This is a genomic window from Marinobacter sp. F3R11, from assembly GCF_003318275.1.
GTDB lineage: Bacteria > Pseudomonadota > Gammaproteobacteria > Pseudomonadales > Oleiphilaceae > Marinobacter.
Window position 1 is genome coordinate 832935 of record NZ_QOCH01000015.1, and the last position, 18078, is coordinate 851012.

Annotated in this window: 15 protein-coding genes; 8 read left to right on the forward strand and 7 right to left on the reverse strand. The window is 51.1% G+C overall.

Annotated features, from left to right (window positions below; all coding sequences use genetic code 11):
• Positions 1-64 precede the first annotated feature (64 nt).
• The 8 genes from DS878_RS12245 (at position 65) to DS878_RS12280 (ending at position 9767) form a co-directional block, all read left to right on the forward strand.
• A complete protein-coding gene (locus DS878_RS12245) occupies positions 65-700 on the forward strand; it encodes a TetR/AcrR family transcriptional regulator (RefSeq protein ID WP_187298784.1) in 636 nt (211 codons plus the stop codon).
• 79 nt (positions 701-779) lie between these two features.
• A complete protein-coding gene (locus DS878_RS12250; protein ID WP_113816215.1) occupies positions 780-1853 on the forward strand; it encodes an ABC transporter ATP-binding protein in 1074 nt (357 codons plus the stop codon).
• The gene (locus DS878_RS12255; RefSeq protein ID WP_113816216.1) at positions 1853-2860 is read left to right on the forward strand and encodes an ABC transporter ATP-binding protein; all 1008 of its coding nucleotides are present in this window, start codon (positions 1853-1855) and stop codon (positions 2858-2860) included. The genes DS878_RS12250 and DS878_RS12255 overlap by 1 nt, the downstream gene beginning before the upstream one ends.
• Before the next feature lie 60 nt (positions 2861-2920).
• A complete protein-coding gene (locus tag DS878_RS12260) occupies positions 2921-4504 on the forward strand; it encodes an ABC transporter substrate-binding protein (RefSeq protein ID WP_113816217.1) in 1584 nt (527 codons plus the stop codon).
• A gap of 103 nt (positions 4505-4607) precedes the next feature.
• Positions 4608-5543 (forward strand): ABC transporter permease, encoded by a 936-nt coding sequence (locus DS878_RS12265; protein ID WP_222837467.1) that lies wholly within the window; start codon positions 4608-4610, stop codon positions 5541-5543.
• The gene (locus tag DS878_RS12270; RefSeq protein ID WP_113816218.1) at positions 5540-6418 is read left to right on the forward strand and encodes an ABC transporter permease; all 879 of its coding nucleotides are present in this window, start codon (positions 5540-5542) and stop codon (positions 6416-6418) included. Before DS878_RS12265 ends, DS878_RS12270 begins: the two co-directional genes overlap by 4 nt.
• Before the next feature lie 38 nt (positions 6419-6456).
• Entirely contained in the window at positions 6457-8103 is a 1647-nt protein-coding gene (locus tag DS878_RS12275) for an AMP-binding protein (protein WP_113816696.1), read from the forward strand.
• A gap of 8 nt (positions 8104-8111) precedes the next feature.
• On the forward strand, positions 8112-9767 hold the full coding sequence (locus DS878_RS12280) for an AMP-binding protein (RefSeq protein WP_113816219.1): 1656 nt from the start codon (positions 8112-8114) through the stop codon (positions 9765-9767).
• Between the two features lie 96 nt (positions 9768-9863).
• Here DS878_RS12280 and DS878_RS12285 read toward each other — a convergent pair whose 3' ends face one another.
• Genes DS878_RS12285 through DS878_RS12315 form a run of 7 tightly spaced genes read right to left on the reverse strand, consistent with a single transcriptional unit; the run spans position 9864 to position 17921 of the window.
• Positions 9864-11288: a hypothetical protein gene (locus tag DS878_RS12285; RefSeq protein WP_113816220.1), complete on the reverse strand. Its 1425-nt coding sequence runs from the start codon at positions 11286-11288 to the stop codon at positions 9864-9866.
• 23 nt (positions 11289-11311) lie between these two features.
• On the reverse strand, positions 11312-12592 hold the full coding sequence (locus DS878_RS12290) for a hypothetical protein (RefSeq protein ID WP_113816221.1): 1281 nt from the start codon (positions 12590-12592) through the stop codon (positions 11312-11314).
• Positions 12582-13358: an outer membrane lipoprotein-sorting protein gene (locus DS878_RS12295; protein ID WP_113816222.1), complete on the reverse strand. Its 777-nt coding sequence runs from the start codon at positions 13356-13358 to the stop codon at positions 12582-12584. The genes DS878_RS12290 and DS878_RS12295 overlap by 11 nt, the downstream gene beginning before the upstream one ends.
• 27 nt (positions 13359-13385) lie before the next feature.
• Positions 13386-14102 carry a hypothetical protein gene (locus DS878_RS12300; protein ID WP_113816223.1) on the reverse strand — a complete coding sequence of 239 codons (717 nt, stop codon included), beginning with the start codon at positions 14100-14102 and terminating at the stop codon, positions 13386-13388.
• Between the two features lie 39 nt (positions 14103-14141).
• A complete protein-coding gene (locus DS878_RS12305; RefSeq protein ID WP_113816224.1) occupies positions 14142-14579 on the reverse strand; it encodes an SRPBCC family protein in 438 nt (145 codons plus the stop codon).
• Positions 14580-14595: 16 nt separating this feature from the next.
• Entirely contained in the window at positions 14596-15576 is a 981-nt protein-coding gene (locus DS878_RS12310) for a fatty acid desaturase family protein (RefSeq protein ID WP_113816225.1), read from the reverse strand.
• Positions 15573-17921, reverse strand: coding sequence for an efflux RND transporter permease subunit (locus DS878_RS12315; protein WP_113816226.1), 2349 nt, complete (start codon positions 17919-17921; stop codon positions 15573-15575). The genes DS878_RS12310 and DS878_RS12315 overlap by 4 nt, the downstream gene beginning before the upstream one ends.
• Positions 17922-18078 lie beyond the last annotated feature (157 nt).

Consider the following 18078-nt stretch of genomic DNA (forward strand, 5'->3'; position numbering starts at 1 on the left):
CTTGCAAGTAAGTCGGTAATTGGCAATGATAAGACCCATACCGTTAATCGCTACCGGAGGCACTATGCCTACAACTGAATCAACAACTGTGCGCACCAAAGCCTGTGATACCCGGGTACGCATCCTGGAAGTCGCAAGGCGCCTGTTCATTACGCGGGGGGTCGATGCGGTCAGTTACGGCGATATTGCCAAGGAAGTCGGTTCAACCCGGGCCAACCTGCACTATCACTTCGGCAACAAGGCTGAGTTGGTCAAAGAGGTATTTGCCGACACCTTCGAAGACGTGCGCAAGAAGCTTGAAAGCATATGGCTGAAGCCGGGGCTTTCCTTGGAGGAACGGATTGACCTTCTATTTGAAGATGCACAGGAGCGGTTTCACGAATTCAATCAGGCGGGCGAGCAGAAGACTCCATGGAGCCTGTCCTCCCGTGCGAGGTTTGACTTCAGCTCAGTAGATACCGAAGTGATGGCAGGTATAGGCGAAATGTCCCGCTATTTCGAGGAATGCGTGACACACGGTGTGCAGCTGGCTATTGGTGCCGGTGAATACCGGAGTGACATGCCGGTTAAGGACGTGGTTCTTATGATTACCCCGCTGTGGTATTTCGGTTCACCCATCACCCAGGTCTCCGGGATAAAAAGACTGAAAAACCATTACGCAGCTACAAAGAGAATGATAAAAGCTGCCTACGGTGCCTGAATGCCCTGAACGTTTGCTCGGCACTACTCTACGAAACAAAAACAACAGCCCGAACTTAGTTCGGATGCGTGGAGGAAACATGTTAGTTGCATCAAATAACACGGCTGTGGGCAATAGCACCCGGCTTGCAGAGCGCTCAACGGGCGACGCACAACCTGTCCCTGGCGAAGTAACACCCATCCTCGATGTGCGCAACTTGAGTATTTCCTTCCGGGGCCGTGATGGGGTAACCCATGTTACTCACAACGTCTCGTTTACCGTCGCCCCCGGAGAACGGGTCGGTGTTGTCGGAGAAAGCGGCTGTGGCAAGTCCGTTACTGGCCTTTCCCTCCTGCGTCTGCTGCCAGAGCGCACGGCCATCATCGACGGTGAAATCCGGTTTGATGGACGTGATCTCATGTCCATGCGCCCCAAAGAGATCCGTGCTATCCGGGGGCGAGACATCAGCATGATATTCCAGGAGCCGATGACCGCACTGGACCCGGTTTTCACCGTAGGCCAGCAACTGATTGAGACACTTCGTGCGCACTACCCGGTCTCCCAGGCAGAAGCTAGAGAGCAAGCTGTTCAAGCGCTCAAGGATGTAGGGATTCCTTCTCCGGAAACGCGGGTTGATGAATACCCTCACCAGTTCTCGGGAGGGATGCGCCAGCGTGTCATGATCGCAATGGCCCTGATCTGTAAACCGAAACTGATTATTGCAGATGAGCCCACTACGGCACTGGATGTCACGGTCCAGGCGCAAATTATCGATCTGCTGACAGAACTGAGTGAAAACACTGGTACTGCATTGTTATTCATCACACACGATCTCGGTGTTGTTGCTGAAACCTGCAGCCGGATGATCACCATGTATGCCGGAGAAGTTGTTGAGAGTTCACCGGTAGATGATGCTCTCCGCCGCCCTGGCCACCCCTACACTTCCGGACTGTTGCGTTCGCTACCCCGGCTCAGCGACCGTGGCAGCCGCCTCCCTTTCATTCCTGGCAGAGTACCCTCGCCACACGCCCTGCCTGAAGGATGCAGTTTCCAGGACCGATGCCCGCATTCTGGTGACGGTTGTGAACGGTATCAGGCTGTGGTCGAAATTGATCCGACACGGCATGCCCGCTGCCACAAGGCAAAAGAATTGAACCTGGAGGGGGCAGTCTAATGAGCACTACTGTCAGTCAATCCAAGCAGCAGCACCCACAGAATATTGTGACCGTTGACAACCTGAAGATTCACTTTCCGCTCAAAGGCGGACAAACCGTGAAAGCGGTGGATGGGGTGAGTTTTCAGATACGCGCTGGTGAAACGCTGGGAATCATTGGAGAGTCCGGTTCCGGAAAATCCACAGTGGGGCGGGCACTGGTTGGACTATTAAAGCCTACCGAGGGGACACTTCGGTATGGAGAGACAGACATTTCAGCGCTGTCAGCAGCAGAGTATAAACGGCTGCGCAAGAACTATCAGATTATTTTCCAGGATCCTCACGCGGCTCTGAATCCCCGTATGACCATTCTGCAGAGTCTGGTTGAACCGATGGAGATTCAGAATGAAGGCACCCGTGAATCCAGGCGTAAAACGGCACTGGCATCTCTGGAACGGGCGGGGCTGGCCCCGGAGATAGCTCTGCGCTACCCACATGAGCTTTCAGGGGGACAAAAACAACGCATTAATATCGCACGAGCATTGACCGTCCACCCTCAATTTATCGTTTGCGACGAGGTAGTGGCCGCGCTGGACGTATCGGTGCGCGGCTCAATACTGAACCTCTTTGCGGATCTTCAGGAAGAATTGGGACTGACCTACGCATTTATTACCCACGACATTTCGGTGGTCGCCCATGTCAGTCAACGGGTGGCCGTCATGTACCTCGGCAACATGATGGAACTGGGCCCCACCGACTCTGTCATTGAACAACCTCTACATCCCTACACCCAGGCGTTGCTGTCTGCGGAACCCCGCCCAGTGCCCAGTGATATGCGAGAAGACCGACGCATACAACTCCAGGGAGAAATACCAAGCCCGGCCTCACCACCGAGCGGGTGCCGCTTCCGGACCCGCTGCCCGTACGCCACCGACAGGTGTAAGGCCGATGCCCCTGACTGGCGCGAGGTCGCCCCCGAACATTGGGTTTCCTGCCACTACACGACTCCATCAGGCGTCGAGCAATAGCTGTGACAACCCAAACAGCCCACTAAACCAAAGAACAATCACAAAAAGGAAGTATCCCCTATGCAAAACAAAGATAAATCTGTAGCTGTAAAAGGCAACGGCTTCACTCTTGGCCGCCGGGAATTCCTGAGCCTGATGGCGGGGACCGCAGCCGTCGCAAGTATGGCCGGCCCTTCAGCACTGCTGGCCAGCCTTAAAGATAATGGCGGCATTCTTAACATCGGTGCCCCAGCTAACCCCTCAAGCCTGGACCCCGCAACCGGCGGCGCCGGATCAGACCACATTTTCCTGTTCCCGGTTTACTCCACCTTGGTTGAGTGGGAATACGACACTCTCCGGGCTCTCCCGGGTCTGGCAAAGAGCTGGGAATACCCTGACCCCAAAACGCTCGTCCTGAATATTCGCGAAGGCGTTACCTTCCATGACGGTACAACTCTTGATGGCGAAGCGGTCAAGTTCAATCTGGACCGGAACCGGACCGATCCCCGTTCCAATATTCGCTCTGACCTTTCTTCCGTAGAAAGCGTTGAAGTCAGCGCTCCCTACCAGGTCACACTGAATCTCAAAGCACCCGACACGTCGCTACCCCTGATTCTGTCTGACCGGGCCGGGATGATGGTCTCCCCAAGCGCTATCCGGAAATTCGGGGAAGATTCTGACCGCAATCCTGTCGGTGCGGGACCGATGAAGTTTGTCGAGTGGAACGATGGAGACCGCATTGTCCTTGAACGCAACCCTGACTACTGGAGAGAGGAGCGCCCCTTGGTGGACGGGATAAGCTTCCGGCTCATCACAGACAGCTCCACTCGCCTGCGCTCAGTTATGTCTGGCCAGAACGACTTGGCTTATCACCTCGACGGGCGTCAAAAGCCCCTGATTGAGCGTAGCGGATCCGTCATGGGCGTGTCAGGTTCCACGGTTTATTGCTACCAGATATACCTGAACCAAGCAAAAGGCCTCCTGAAGAATATCAAAGTTCGCCAGGCACTGAACTACGCCATCGACCGTGAAGCTTTGATTCGGGCATCAATGCATGGTGCAGGTGAGCCTGCCTATATGAATCTGCCATCGTCGCACTGGGCCTATGATGCCAACGTGGCCAAGCTTTATGATTATGATCCGGAGAAAGCAAGAAAGCTTCTTGAAGAAGCAGGTTACCCTGACGGGATTGACCTCGATATACGTGCGTACAATGATCAGGGATCGGTACAGCGTCTGGAAATTATTATGGGCATGTTTGCCAAAGCCGGTATTCGTGGCCGATTCAAAACTGGCACCATTTCAGACATGTCCTCTGCTTATTTTGCACGTGGCGAAGGTGACTGCCTCATTTCTGCATGGACTGGCCGTCCAGATCCTTCATTAACCTATGCGCTGCTGTATGCCGGCGATTCGTACTTCAATGCCGGAAAGGTTGAACCACCCGAAGGGTTGATGGACGCCATTCGGGCCTCCCGCAGTACCAACGATACTGAGGAACGGAAGAAAGCCTTCGCCACAGTGCAGCGCATTGTTATGGAAAATGCGCTGGCTGTTCCGCTCGCCTTCCGTCAGGACATCATGGCGCACACGGAGAAGGTCAAGAACCTGCAAACCAACCTGCTTGGCAAGCCCAAGTTCGAACACGTTTATCTGGAAAGCTGAAACGTGTAATCCGTCAGGGCCCGGGGTATCAAGCCCGGAGCCCTGACCGGTGTCGGCCATATTTCACGACGGACTGATTATGATTTCTCGGAGCAAACAGCTTATGTTGCTGAATCGCTTTGTACAGGCGATTCCCATCATGATTCTTGCCACCTTTCTGGTGTTCTCATTACTGCAACTGGTGCCAGGCGACGTTGCAATTACAATTGCTGGTGAAAATGCCAGTGAAGAACGAATTCAGGAGATTCGTGAGCTTTACGGCCTGAATCAGCCGTTTCTGGTCCAGTATGGAAACTGGTTACTGAACGCAATTCAGGGTGATTTCGGTGATTCACTGCTTAGCGGCGAACCCGTACTTGAAACCATTTTCCGGGTATTTCCCAACACACTGTTTGTTGTGGTTTATGCCGTCATCCTCTCCGTTGTTATTGGCGTACCACTGGGCATTATGGCGTCAAGCCGGCCGAACTCGAAACTGGACGGCGCGATCATGGGAGCCTCGTCCCTTGGAGTCGCAGTTCCGAACTTCTGGCTGGGGATGGTCCTGGTTTCGGTATTCGCGCTGACTTGGAACTGGTTTCCCGCAACAGGTTTTACAAGCCCGAGTGACGGCCTCAGCTCGGCTATCTGGTTTGCCACCTTGCCCGCCATTGCTCTCTGCACCAACGGTATCGCAGAAGTCGCCCGCCAGCTGAGGAGCTCCCTGGTTGAAATTCACAGCTCACAATATGTCCGCACGCTACACGCCAAGGGGCTATCGCCGGTTGCCATCCTATGGAAACACGGACTCAAGAACGTCAGCGTAAACCTGCTGACCGTAATCAGCCTGCTATTCAACAAAGCGTTAGCGGCGACTGTAGTCGTTGAGACGGTATTCGCCATTCCAGGGATGGGAAACACCATTGTGAAAGCTGTACTGGAAGGCGATTTCCCCGTGGTTCAGGGTGCGGTTCTGGCAATGGTCGTTTCCGTCATCCTGGTAAACCTCGTGACTGATCTTACCTACACTATTCTGGACCCAAGGATTCAACAGGTATGACAACTCCCACTATGGAAATGGCGATCAGAGAAGATTCTCTTTTCAGCAAGTTCGGTCAATGGTGCCAGCGAGACAAACGTGGAGCAGTCAGTCTGCTGGTACTGATGATCATCATAGGAATCGCAATCTTCGCGCCGTGGATCGCGCCGCATTCACCAACAGAGCAGGATTTCAGCAAGATGCTGATGGCACCCAGCGCAGAACACTGGCTCGGTACCGATGACTTGGGACGAGATGTGCTCAGCCGCCTCATACACGGTACGTCCAAATCCGTTTACGCTGCGTTTCTGGCTGTGGGGGTATCTTTGCTGATTGGCGTACCGATTGGCCTGCTGGCCGGTTTTCTGGGCGGCTGGATCGATATTGGAATCAGCCGCGTGATTGATACGCTGCTTTCCTTTCCCGCGATCGTCTTGGCTGTAGCCGTCACCGGTGCCATGGGCATAGGTTTGACCAACTCGATGATTTCAGTGGGGATCGTATTCTCACCTCACCTTGCGCGCCTGATACGAGCCAGGGCCCTGGTCATCCGGGAAGAACTATATGTAGACGCAGCAAGGTGCTTCGGTGCGTCCACTATCCGATTACTGGTAAAGCACGTGACGCCAAATGCCATTCAGCCAGTTATTGTTCAGTGCACGCTACTTCTGGCGCTCGCTCTGCTCGCCGAAGCAAGTCTCAGTTTCCTCGGACTTGGTGTACAGCCCCCTGACCCCAGCTGGGGGCAGATGCTTGCCCGTGCCTATATGTATATGGAAATAACGCCTGAACAGATGTACGCACCCGGATTGATGATCATGGTTACCGCATTGACCTTCAATACGCTGGGAGAATCGCTGAGAGTTGCCCTCGACCCAACCATGAAAGGCCTTTGATCCGGAATGAGTTCTACAACAACAAGGAGCAGAATGTTATGAGTCTCCCGAACTCTCACTTTGCTGATGCGGCAAAAGACATCAAATACCGCAGTGGTGCCCGGCCAATGCATGATTACCTGCTTCTGAACGCTGAGGAGGCACCAGAACAGGTCGCATATATTTTTTATGGCCGCGAGATCTCCTGGAAAGAGCTGGCAGACTCTAGCAGAAGACTTGCGGGATTCCTGCGGAAGAAGGGAATTGCCAAAGGAGATCAAATCGGCCTCTATCTCCAGAACTGTCCGCAATACGTGATAGCTCATTACGCAATTCAGATGCTGGGGGCTGTCATTACGCCTCTTAATCCCCTATACAAAAGCGCAGAAGTTGAATACCAGCTTGAAAATGCTGGAGCCAGGGCTGTTATCTGTGGAACGGACCTGTACCCCATGGTTGAGGCTGTCAGAGACAAACTGTCCCAGCTGGATCTGGTCGTCACTACAAGCTATGCAGACTACCTCCCCGGTTTGCCGACTTTGCCAGTCCCTGACGACCTCGCCTTGGCACATGCGACCCCTGATAACACCTTTGATCTGGTTTCCGCAATTGATCGGGCCCTACCCATCAACCGGCCCGAGTCCGTCGATTTTGACAACGATATTGCCCTGATGACGTTTACATCCGGCACTACAGGACGCCCGAAAGGTGCGATGTTGCCGGTAGGAGCCGCAACGTTCAAAACAGCCGCCCTGTTCCAGTCCAATGGTCTTGAGCAGGATAGCACTGCACTCGCGATTGCTCCTTTCTGCCATATCGCAGGTATGTGCCTGGGTGTCTATGCAGGGATATATGGGCGTTGGACAACCGTGATCCTGCCAAGGTTCGATCCGGAAACAACTGCTCAGGCCCTTGAAAAATACAAAGTCGACATGTGGTATAGCATCGCCCCGATGAACCGGGCTATCCTCAGTTTGCCAGACATCCAGTCCCGCGACCTGAGTTCCCTGCGATTTAACCCTTCCACCAGCTTCGGCATTCCGGTTACCAAAAGCCTTGCCGATGAATGGAAGGCGCTCACCGGTTGCCAGATGTACGAGGCATCTTACGGCCTGAGCGAAACCCACACCATGGATACCTACATGCCTCGTGACGCTATCGTCTGGGGTAGCTGTGGCAAGCCTATGCCGGGAAATGACATCCGTATCGTCGACATCAAAACCGGAAACGAGCTGCCCCCGGGTCAGTCCGGCGAAATTGCCGTCGGCAACAACTATGTATTCAAGGGCTACAAAAATCGCCGCGATGCGACTAATGAAACTCTGAAAAACGGATGGGTCTACACGGGCGACGTAGGTTACTTGGATGAAAACGGCTACCTGTTCTTCACCGGCCGAATCAAAGAGATGATCAAGTGCTCCGGGTACAGCGTTTTCCCAGAAGACGTTGAAGCACTGATGCTGAACCATCCTGCTATCACCCAGTCTGTGGCGGTAGGTGTACCTGACGAAAACAGGGGTGAAAGCGTGAAGCTCTTCGTGGTCCTCAAGCCTGGCTATGCCAGCGAGGTATCGGAACAGGACATCATCGACTGGGCCAAGGACAACATGGCCGCTTACAAGTACCCTCGCTACGTCGAGTTCCGCGACTCCCTTCCCACGACAAGTGCCGGCAAGGTACTGCGCCGCCTTTTAAAAGATGAATAGGACTCATTATGAACAGAAACACGGAACACACTGATTACTGGCCTCCCGGACTGCCGCGGAAGGTCACCTGGCGCAATGGGGAAAAACCACTTCACGAGTACCTGTTCGATAACGAACGGGATATTCCGGATCGCGCCGCGTACATTTTTTACGGGCGGGAGGTGACTTGGGGGGAATTGGGCCAGTCCGTAAGGAAGTTAGCGGCTTTCCTTAAGGAAAAAGGAGTTGGCAAAGGAGACAGAGTCGGCCTCTATATGCAGAACTGCCCTCAGTTCCCCATCGCACTCTACGCAATTCAGATGGTCGGAGCTATCGTTTCTCCGCTGAACCCTCAGTACAAAGATGCTGAAGTCGAATATCAGCTCAGTAACGCTGAGACCCGCGCCGTTATTGTCACCGAAGACCTGCTTGCCACTATCCAGCGAGTCCAGCCAAACGTGCCCAGCCTTGCTGTTGTCGTATGCACGCCCTTCGCGGACTACCTTCCATTGCATCCCACCCTGGACGTGCCCGAGTTCCTGACAGAACGGTACCCTGTGGCTAACGGCGCCGTTGAGCTCTCCCAGATTCTGGACGATTACCAGCCCCTGGATCAAGCGGAGCCCATCGATCTGTGGAATGACATTTCCCTGATGACGTTCACATCAGGTACAACCGGGCGACCAAAAGGTGCAATGCTGAGCTTTGGAAGTGCACTTTACAAAACCGCCGCATCCATGATGGCAAACAAAGTCGAACCAGATGGCTGTACCCTGGCCGTGGCGCCTTTCTGTCACATTGCTGGTATGAATTCCGGTGTCTACATGCCCGTCTACACACGCAGAACCACCGTTATTCTACCCCGGTTCGATCCGGAAACCGTTGTCAGGGCGTTTGAGGTGTATCGCTGCGACATGTGGTACAGCATTGCCCCCATGCTGCGTGCGATCCTGGATATGCCCGGTATCGAACAACGGAACCTGCGATGCATCTGCAATAACCCGGCAACAAGCTTTGGCATTCCAGTAACAGAGGAACTTGCTGATGAATGGAAAGCATTGACCGGTTGCCAGATCCATGAGGCTTCCTTTGGTTTAAGCGAGACCCACACATCAGACACTTTCATGCCCAAAGAAAAAATCAAATGGGGCAGTTGCGGCATACCAATGCCTGAGAACGAAATCCGTATCCTAGATATCGAGTCGGGAGAGCCTCTGCCCAAAGGACAGAGCGGTCAGATCGTGATTCGTAACAAAGGTGTTTTCAGGGGCTATTGGAAACAACCGGATGCAACGGCCGAAACGCTCCGCGATGGCTGGGTACATACCGGCGATGTCGGCTACTTCGATAAGGACGGTTATCTGTTCTTTACCGGGCGAATCAAGGAAATGATCAAATGCTCTGGGTATAGTGTGTTCCCCGAGGATGTCGAGGCGTTGATGCTACGCCACCCATCCATCACCCAGTGTGCCGCCATCGGAGTCCCTGACATGAAACGGGGAGAAACGGTCAAACTGGTTGCGGTTCTTAACCCGGACTATAAGGGACAGGTAAGCGAACAGGAGCTCATCGACTGGGCCCGGAACAATATGGCTGCCTATAAATACCCGAGGATAGTTGAGTTTCGGGACTCACTTCCGGCTACAGGTGCCGGAAAAGTGTTGAGGCGCCTGTTGAAAGACTGACCTCCTGCCCTTCCTCCGCGCGCCCTACTTTCCCCGTTATTTCAGGGCGCGCCGTTTCAAGCTGAAAATTAGCCAGCCAATGCATGACAGGAATACCTACAATTCCGTCAGGCTGCCCTTCGGCATTAATAAGCCGCGTAATTCCTGAACCAAGGAGCGATACCTTTCGCTGGACAAATCCCTGGAGACCGATGGACATATTCGGAACTGGTTAACTCCGAGTGTACGTTTCCAGACATCATTGGCTATAACTTTAGGGTCCAGCGTTGCCAAATCCGCCTGAAATAAGTTGTCGGTGGCAGTTTCGGAACCAGAAGATTGCTGCCGTGTGTGGCAATGCAGCTGGCCATTCATAGCTTTCAGCTCAATCACGACCGAGCGCTCCGGCCGAGCGGAGCTCAGCCGTTTCATCAACATCGTATTTACTTTGAACCCAGACCCGAAGCTCATCATCAGAACACGATCCCGCTTTTTAGGCCCGTGCATTTCAATTTCCCGTAATACATAGAAAATCGAGGGCGAACTCATGTTTGAGCGCTGATCAAAAACCCTGAAACTGAATGCCAGATTTCCTTGCGCAAGTTTCAGGTTGCGGGCCAGGCCATTCAAAACTGCAGTACCACCAGGGTGCAGCGCCCAGTATTCAAGCCTGTTCTGCCAGTCAGGGATCTTTTTCGTTACCAAAAACCGGAGCTTGTCCCAAGGGGAGACCACTCTGGGAACAAACTGCTGGAGATTGTCTTTAATTGCGCCCGCAGCCACCTGAGGAAGCTCCCGCGACAAACGGATGGAAGGCCCCTTTTCATTCTCAGTGAACCTTATAACCTCATAGGCTTCCTTGTGCGCTGCGATCGTTCGTACCGATTCTTTTATTGCGTATTTAGCGGGTTCACGATGTGTTGACAGCAGTATCGCAGCAGCGCCCTCCCCGAATACCACATTGGGAACAACCCCGTATTCAGACTGGTTAAACAGGTTGGTAACTGCTTCCAGCGCAACGACCAGGCAGCGTTTCGGAGCTCGTTCTGACCGGAGAAAACGCACCCCTGCGTCAACCGCTGCAAGCCCGCTGGAGCATGCCATATCCCCGAGGTTCAAAGTGACGGTTTTGGACGCAAACCCGAACTCACTCGCAATAATGCTTGCGGCGCTGGGCATCGTTTTACCCACGCTGCTGGTGACTACAATAAAGTCAATGTTGTCAGGCCCGACACCGGCCTGTTTAAAAAGCCCGGCCACCGCGTCTACCATCAAACCACGAATGGATTCTTCGTATAGCTTCAGCCGCTCAGAACGGTCAGTTATCGAGGCTATATAGGCAATATCATGGGTAACATGCCGGCTTCGTTCTGGGTTATCCAACAGAAGCTTCTGATATAACTTCCGCGATTCATCGGACAATGTTGGTAACACGGTTTTTTCAATATCCTGGTACAAGTCTGCATTACTGATAGCTTTACCGTGGTCCGAACAATAAAAATCAACTAACTTTACACCCCGTGTAAACATAACAATCTCCATTTGCTCTCTTTTGCGAACACGCTTTACCAGTAGTAACTCAAACTCAGGGTTACGTAGCTTTCCCTCTGGTAAAGAGCCAAGGGTTGATCAATCGTATTATTCGCAATCAAAGCGGCTGCAAGTGAGTCAGTTGTATAGTCTGGTCCATCGGATAAATATGCCTGCCCGGAAAGCCCCAGGGTCACATTCTCGAGGATGCGGGTCTCTGCTTCGATGTCGATCAGCGAATCATCATCGTCAGCGTCTACGACCCACCCCAGCTCTATAAATGACGAATTGACATCGTTCAGATCCAGCCTTGCTCCAACAAAAACATCATTATCAAACAGAGGCTCGATCACGGAGTCCTGAGTATCAAAGAGGTATTCAACATAGAGCGTCACATCTACCCGCGTGTCGATCAGACTGTAAATTCCGTGTTCAAACCCCACATTGCCCCGCCAATACTGAGAATCCGGTAGATCCCTATAGGCCACTTCACCTTTCCACTGGGTATCTCCAACAAAGTAAGTCGCTTCAAACCCCACCTGATTCAACTGGTCGTAGCGGGGCACCAAAGCAACATTATTCCCCTCAGGCAACTCTCCGGTTGTCGCTAACTCTTGTGCTTCCGCGTTACTGATACGCAAATCGAAATCAGGCTCCCGGTTCAAACCGTGGAAATAAGACAGTGCCATTTCGAAGCTGCCCAGAAGCCATTGGCCACGGATAGCGACGTCCCACTGCTCGAACCCGGGCTCTTCTGCATGTCTTGCCTCATCCGAATCTATGACGAGAGGCAGGGATGGCCGCCCGTCCTTCCCCGCAAACTGACGGTCCTGAAAGTCCGTCAGGAGATAGAGATTGATAATGCTGACGCCACTATCGTGCGTCAGGTTGATCATGGGCTGAGTCGTCTTGACCTCCCCATCCAGGCCGTCGTTCATCCGGGACTGGTTGAGAATGTTTACAGGGTTGCTTGCTTCAGTAACCCCCCAAAATGTTTCGATATAACCCGCACGACCAGAGAAACCATTCTGAAACCAGCGTTGCCAGTACGCCTCATCGATCGAGAGGTGTGTACGTTCAGAGTCTCTCTGGTCTACTCGTCCAGTAAGACCAAATACCCAGCTATTGTCTGGAAAGGGATCATCACGAAGCCTGATCGATCCCACCAGGGAAGTGTTATATTGCCAATCGTTGAGCTCACCGGTATCGAAGAAGTAGTCCTGCTCCACCGTAAGAACCGCTGTACCTTCCACTGCCAGTGCGTAAGGAGCGACCAGCAGCAGGAGGAATGCCAGCTTTGAATCACTAGCGGCCATAACGCAGCTGACTTCGGTTGAAGTCCGAGTCCCGGAGGCCTTGACCGAACTGATAGTTTGAGAAGGCCATACGTGTCTTTCGGCCAGTTTCATGGTTTTCCATAAACAGCTCGGAAGGCCGCCAGAATTCGTCGTTGTATAGTTCGTACCCAATCAGGGTCAGAGTTTTGGTGTGCTCATTTTTATGATCATAGAAATGTACTTGCCTGGTCCTGTATTCAGACTGGTCTACCCAAAGCACTTCCTTCGTATACCCGGAGTCCCTGTCCTTGGGACGACGCTCATAAACAAAGCAAAGCTCGCCATTCAATTCCTTTTCTCCCAGGTACTCGTATTCGTAGTCATCAACATCCTGTGGCGACAGGTCCTCGAAAGTGAACTCGCTCCCCATAAAGGCACCTGAGCGATTACTTGACGATATGGCCTTAACCCGTTTAATCGCGGGCAGATAAAGCCACTGAAGATCATCTTCACCTGGAACACTCCAGGTTAGCAGCGCCGTTCCAGCTATATCTCTGGGATGGTTAAAGGACATCAGCGATTTGTCGTTATCGGTCGCTGTACCACCTTCCAATTCCTTAACCGTTAGTGTGCGACGATCCTCGTCGCCGGTTTTATTGATCAGGGTCATAACGACTTCAGCTTCACTATCGCCGTAACCGCTATGGCGCCGGTCTGCTTCCACAGCAATATCGTATCCCTGATTCGCAGAAGCTATCGAAGCCGATGCGGCTAAAGTTGCCACAATAATTTTCCATCTCTTCATGATAATCCTGACTCCCTCCAATCCGGGTTAATGTGCTGTTTGTCTGAACATGGATTCAAACAGTTTGTAAATTCGTATTGCAAAGTGCCGGGGCACATCAAATAAGGGGCATACACATACCATCACAAGCACGCCGTTATCTGCATCTCCACCAATAAACTCCATAAACCGCTGACCTCTCTCATCCAACCGTGCATGGTCAACTTCACTCGATCGGATTCTGAAACCAAGGCCACTGCATCGCCCGGGAATTAGCCCGCCGGCTTCAACCCCATCCAGATGCAACAAATCCGGAAGACGGTTAAATAAAGAGTGATACTTGAACTTCTTTGAGGGCTGCAATACATCAGGATATACATTCGGACCAATTGAATACATATTAAAGTAGCTTCGTGGATTATTTGAAACTGTCACGAATGCACTTTTACGAAGAATGTGCCGAAAACTGAATACATACTTGAAGTACAGATAAGTACCCAGCTTCTTTTGAACGCCTCGGGAAGCCTCATACTTTCCACTTAAACTAAGGTGTAGTATCTGCATACCTTCAAAATCCAATATCTGATAGAAAAGAAAAGCGCTCGCTTCCCCCTTTTCATAATAAACCAGAACTCTTTCTACTGAATTTGTATAACAAAGAAGATGTTCACGGGGAGACGTGGAATCGAATGCCCGCGAAAAAACAAACATCAAATCTTCAAAATCTTTCGATTCAAGATCTTTACAGGCGATATCCTTTATCATGTGAATCCCTTCGACATAAATAAGAAGTTAGAACCAAATTTACTCTTCCAGTACCTTTTTCATAAGCTCGTGACGCTTTTTGAAAATCCGGCGGGTTAAAGGAACGCTGATCAAGCCATCGGCCACATTCCCAAAACCACCAGAAAATTCAAGACGGTCCGTGTAGAGGGTTTTCTCTCCATCTCCTATTGGCTCAAAAATATGTTCATGGCGAAAAAATTTATAAGGCCCTTTGCGCATAACATCCACAAAACGCACGTTCTTTTCGAATTCGATTATTTCAGCCGTATAACGGACGGGTACGCCGAATAACCGAAACGAAAAGTTCAAGATATCCCCAGGGGCAGTCCAGTCGTCCGGACCTCCAATCCATTTGGTAGTGAATGGAAAATGAGCCAAAAACCCTGACTTTGAAGCGCAAAACCGGAACACCCTGTCTACGGGCCGGTTTATCTCGCTCTGAAACTCCAGCTTCATCAGACCTTTCCTCCACTCAGTTCAAGGAGTCGATGTACAGACTAACGGGGTCCGATGTTCTCAATTTGGCTGAAAAGCCAAGGAAAGGAACATCATGATAATCACTCAGATCATTCGTTTCCTGAACCAACTCATACACCCTCGGCAGGTTGTGCCAGGGAACAGTTGGAAAATAGTGATGTTCAGTATGAAAATTAAAATTGTAAGCCAGTGTGATTGAGATCCATTTAGAAAATGCAGATGTTCTGGACACCTGATCCTGCTCATATAGTGGAATCGGGTTTGGGTGGTTATCAGATGTGTAAGGAAAAAGCCCTGAATGATGTGTGAAATTAACCGTTTCAAACCAAAAGAAGTAAAACAGCATGGCTGGAAGTATAAATACCATATAAGTCCAGGGGCCGATAAATAAAATCAGCAATGCATGAGGGAGCACACAAACAATCAAAGCCAGAAGCGCTTCCGGTGCTTCCTTACTACCTGAGGCCATCAACCGGAAAGGATGCAACCAGAACACCGAAAAAATCAGCTGGATAGAAGGAATGGGGATACATAACCACCAGACCCAGCGAAAAGCCTGCCTTTTGATAAACGATGCTTCTTTCAGCTTGATAAGACCGGCCTGTGTGGGATCTTTGTCGATCACACCAACCCAACGGTGATGCTGAAGGTGCAAGTCGCGCCAGCAAGCATATGGAATAAGGCAAAAAGGGCTCATTAAATAACCCACTAATGTATTAGCCCGCTGACTTGTAAACATTGCCCGGTGCCCGCATTCATGTAATAGAGCAAAGCACCTGAAAGCACTGACACCTATAAAAACAATAGCCAGAAAATAACTGATACTCATTGGCTCAGTCGATAGTAACCAGGACACCAAAGCCAGCATTATACTTAGTTCGATAAATACAACGGCGGCAGAGAAGTAGTTATTCTTTTTGAATAACCCTTCACTTCGCACGCGATCACGAAGGGTAGAATAAGTTGCTTTGTTCATCCTGACTGTCCTTGTGTTGGGTGTGAGAGAGCCTCAGCTAAAGCCATATCATCAACAACTTCTCTGTCGAATATATATAAAAAGCAAGGGACAAAAATAAGATCGAAAACCAGCGCAGAAACAATGGTCAATGCCAACAAGTTCCCCAAATGAGAGGTGGGCTCAAATGGTGAGAAACCCAAAACAATAAATCCACTTGCTAAAATTACTGTTGAAATAACCATGGCAACGCCAACCGTGCCATAAGCATATTCCAGAGAACTCTGGACTGATTTTCCCAGCGTCTCCTTTGCGTACCTGTATTTATTCAGGAAGTGAATGGTGTCGTCCACAATGATCCCGATGGCCATAGCTACAACCGCAGAGGTAGCCAGCCCGACTTGATCAACCGTCAACGCCCAGACACCGAAAGCGAGAAATGCTGGCGTGATGTTGGGAAGCAGGCTTATCAAACCATACTTCAATGACTTATTTGCCATAGCGAGAATGAGTGAAATTACTGCGAAAGCCGCAAGGGTTCCCCAAAGCATGCTCTGGGTATTGGAACGAGCTATATTTCCAAAAGCGACGTCGAGACCGATCGCATCAGAAACCTCCACACCTGGAACCTCATTTTTTTCGAGCCAGTCGCTAATGGAATCCGCAATTTTAAGAACCTGCTCAGAAGTGGTTTTGTTGAGCATTACCGTGACTCGCGATGACTTCTTGTCGAAAGCGACCTGATGATTCATATCTAAGCCATATGGCAAGGACATTTCATAAAACAGGAGGTACTGCGCACCCAGGAAATCGTTGTCCGGCGGGCTGTAATAGGCTGGGTCATCGCCATGCATGTTCATATTCAGGCGTGACATAGTGTCGGAAAGGCCGGACACATAGCGAACACCACTCATATCCCGAAGCCAGGAAACAAACCGGTGCGTAAAGGCCAGGTAATCGGGCGAATTAATACTTTTGCCGTCAGTAGCTTTCACCTCAAAATCGAGACGGTGAAGGCCAGTCAAGACTTCATTAATTCGGTCTGAATCTTTTCGTAGCTGGAAAGATTCGTCAAAATAGTTGTTCCAGTTATCATTCAGATCATTGGTTGTCGCGAGCCATCCAAGCGGGGCAGCTACAACGAGGCACCCAATAAAATAGCCGTACCGGTTGCTTAACACATGGCGCCCGAATTTCGGCATCAAACGGCTAAAGCCAGGGCGTCTGACCTTTTTCGGGCGAGGCAGCTTAAATAATATTGCCGGTAACAAAAGAACAGAGAGTCCGTAGGCGAACAGTGTCCCCAAAGCAACCATGTTTCCGAGATCACGGTATGGGGGGGATTCGTTGAAGTTGAGACACAGAAAGCCTGCGATCGACGTGAGACTGGTTAACGTGATCGATTTGAAGTTCTGCGAAAGGCTGGAGGACACTGCGTCAGAGACTGAATCCCCTTCAGCTAACCGACTGTAGTAAGTTGTCAGGATGTGGATGCAGTCTGCAACTGCGATAACCAGAATCGCATTGGGTACAAAACCGATAATGGGTGCCAGTACTGGATCAGTCCAGCCAGTCAGGCCCAGAGCGAATCCATTCGATAAAGTAACAACTCCCATTGTCAGTGCAACGCCCGTGATGCTGCGAAGGAGCAGAAGCATCAATAGGATGATCACGAAATAGCAAACTGGCACCAAATACAGGATATCCTGAACAGCCGCCTCGCCCATAACCTGGTTCATCATTACTGAACCGGCCAAATGCACTTTCAGTTCCGGATAGCGTGTCTGAAACTCGGAGAGAAGTGAGCGAACAAAAAACACAGCTTCAGGAGTTTGCTGCATACGCTCTTCAAGAGAGTCGCTAAGGTGCAGTGTTACCTGAATACCTGCAGCCTGGCCATCCGGCGCGTATAGGAAATGCTCAAGAAAGGGTTCTGAGGCTGCTATATCGTGGATAGTAGCCAGCTCATCTTCGGACAGACTACCAGGGCTGGCAATCAGATCCTCAACCAGGATCTCATCACCTTCTGCGTAGGAATACTGGTAATTAGTCAGCGAGTCGACTCGACGGGAATGGGGGGTATCCCACAATGCCCTGGTTAATTCCGCTACTGCCAATAAAGTGCGCTGGTCCAGCTGGTGGTCAGCCGGTGGTGCAATGGCAATAAAGAGCGTCTCATTCTTTGTGAATTTTTCTTCGAGTCGGTCAATTTCCTGAACATCAGGATGGTTCTCACCCAAATAGACCCTGAAATCAGTACTGAAGCGAAGACTCAGCATTCCCAGAGCAGCTACCAGGAAAGCGGCGATTGAGCAGACAATTATGAGGTTAGCGCGGGCTTTTACCCACGAAGTGTAGCGATCCATCCGGGTACTCCATTACCTTTGAGATCAACCACCATGTTGATCTTTTATATACAAGCCACTCTTGTTTACTCAGACCCATATCCATTGATATGCTTCATTTGTGCAACAGTTCACATTCTCAGACAAAAGATTGCCGAACGTTACTCTGCCAGTCAAG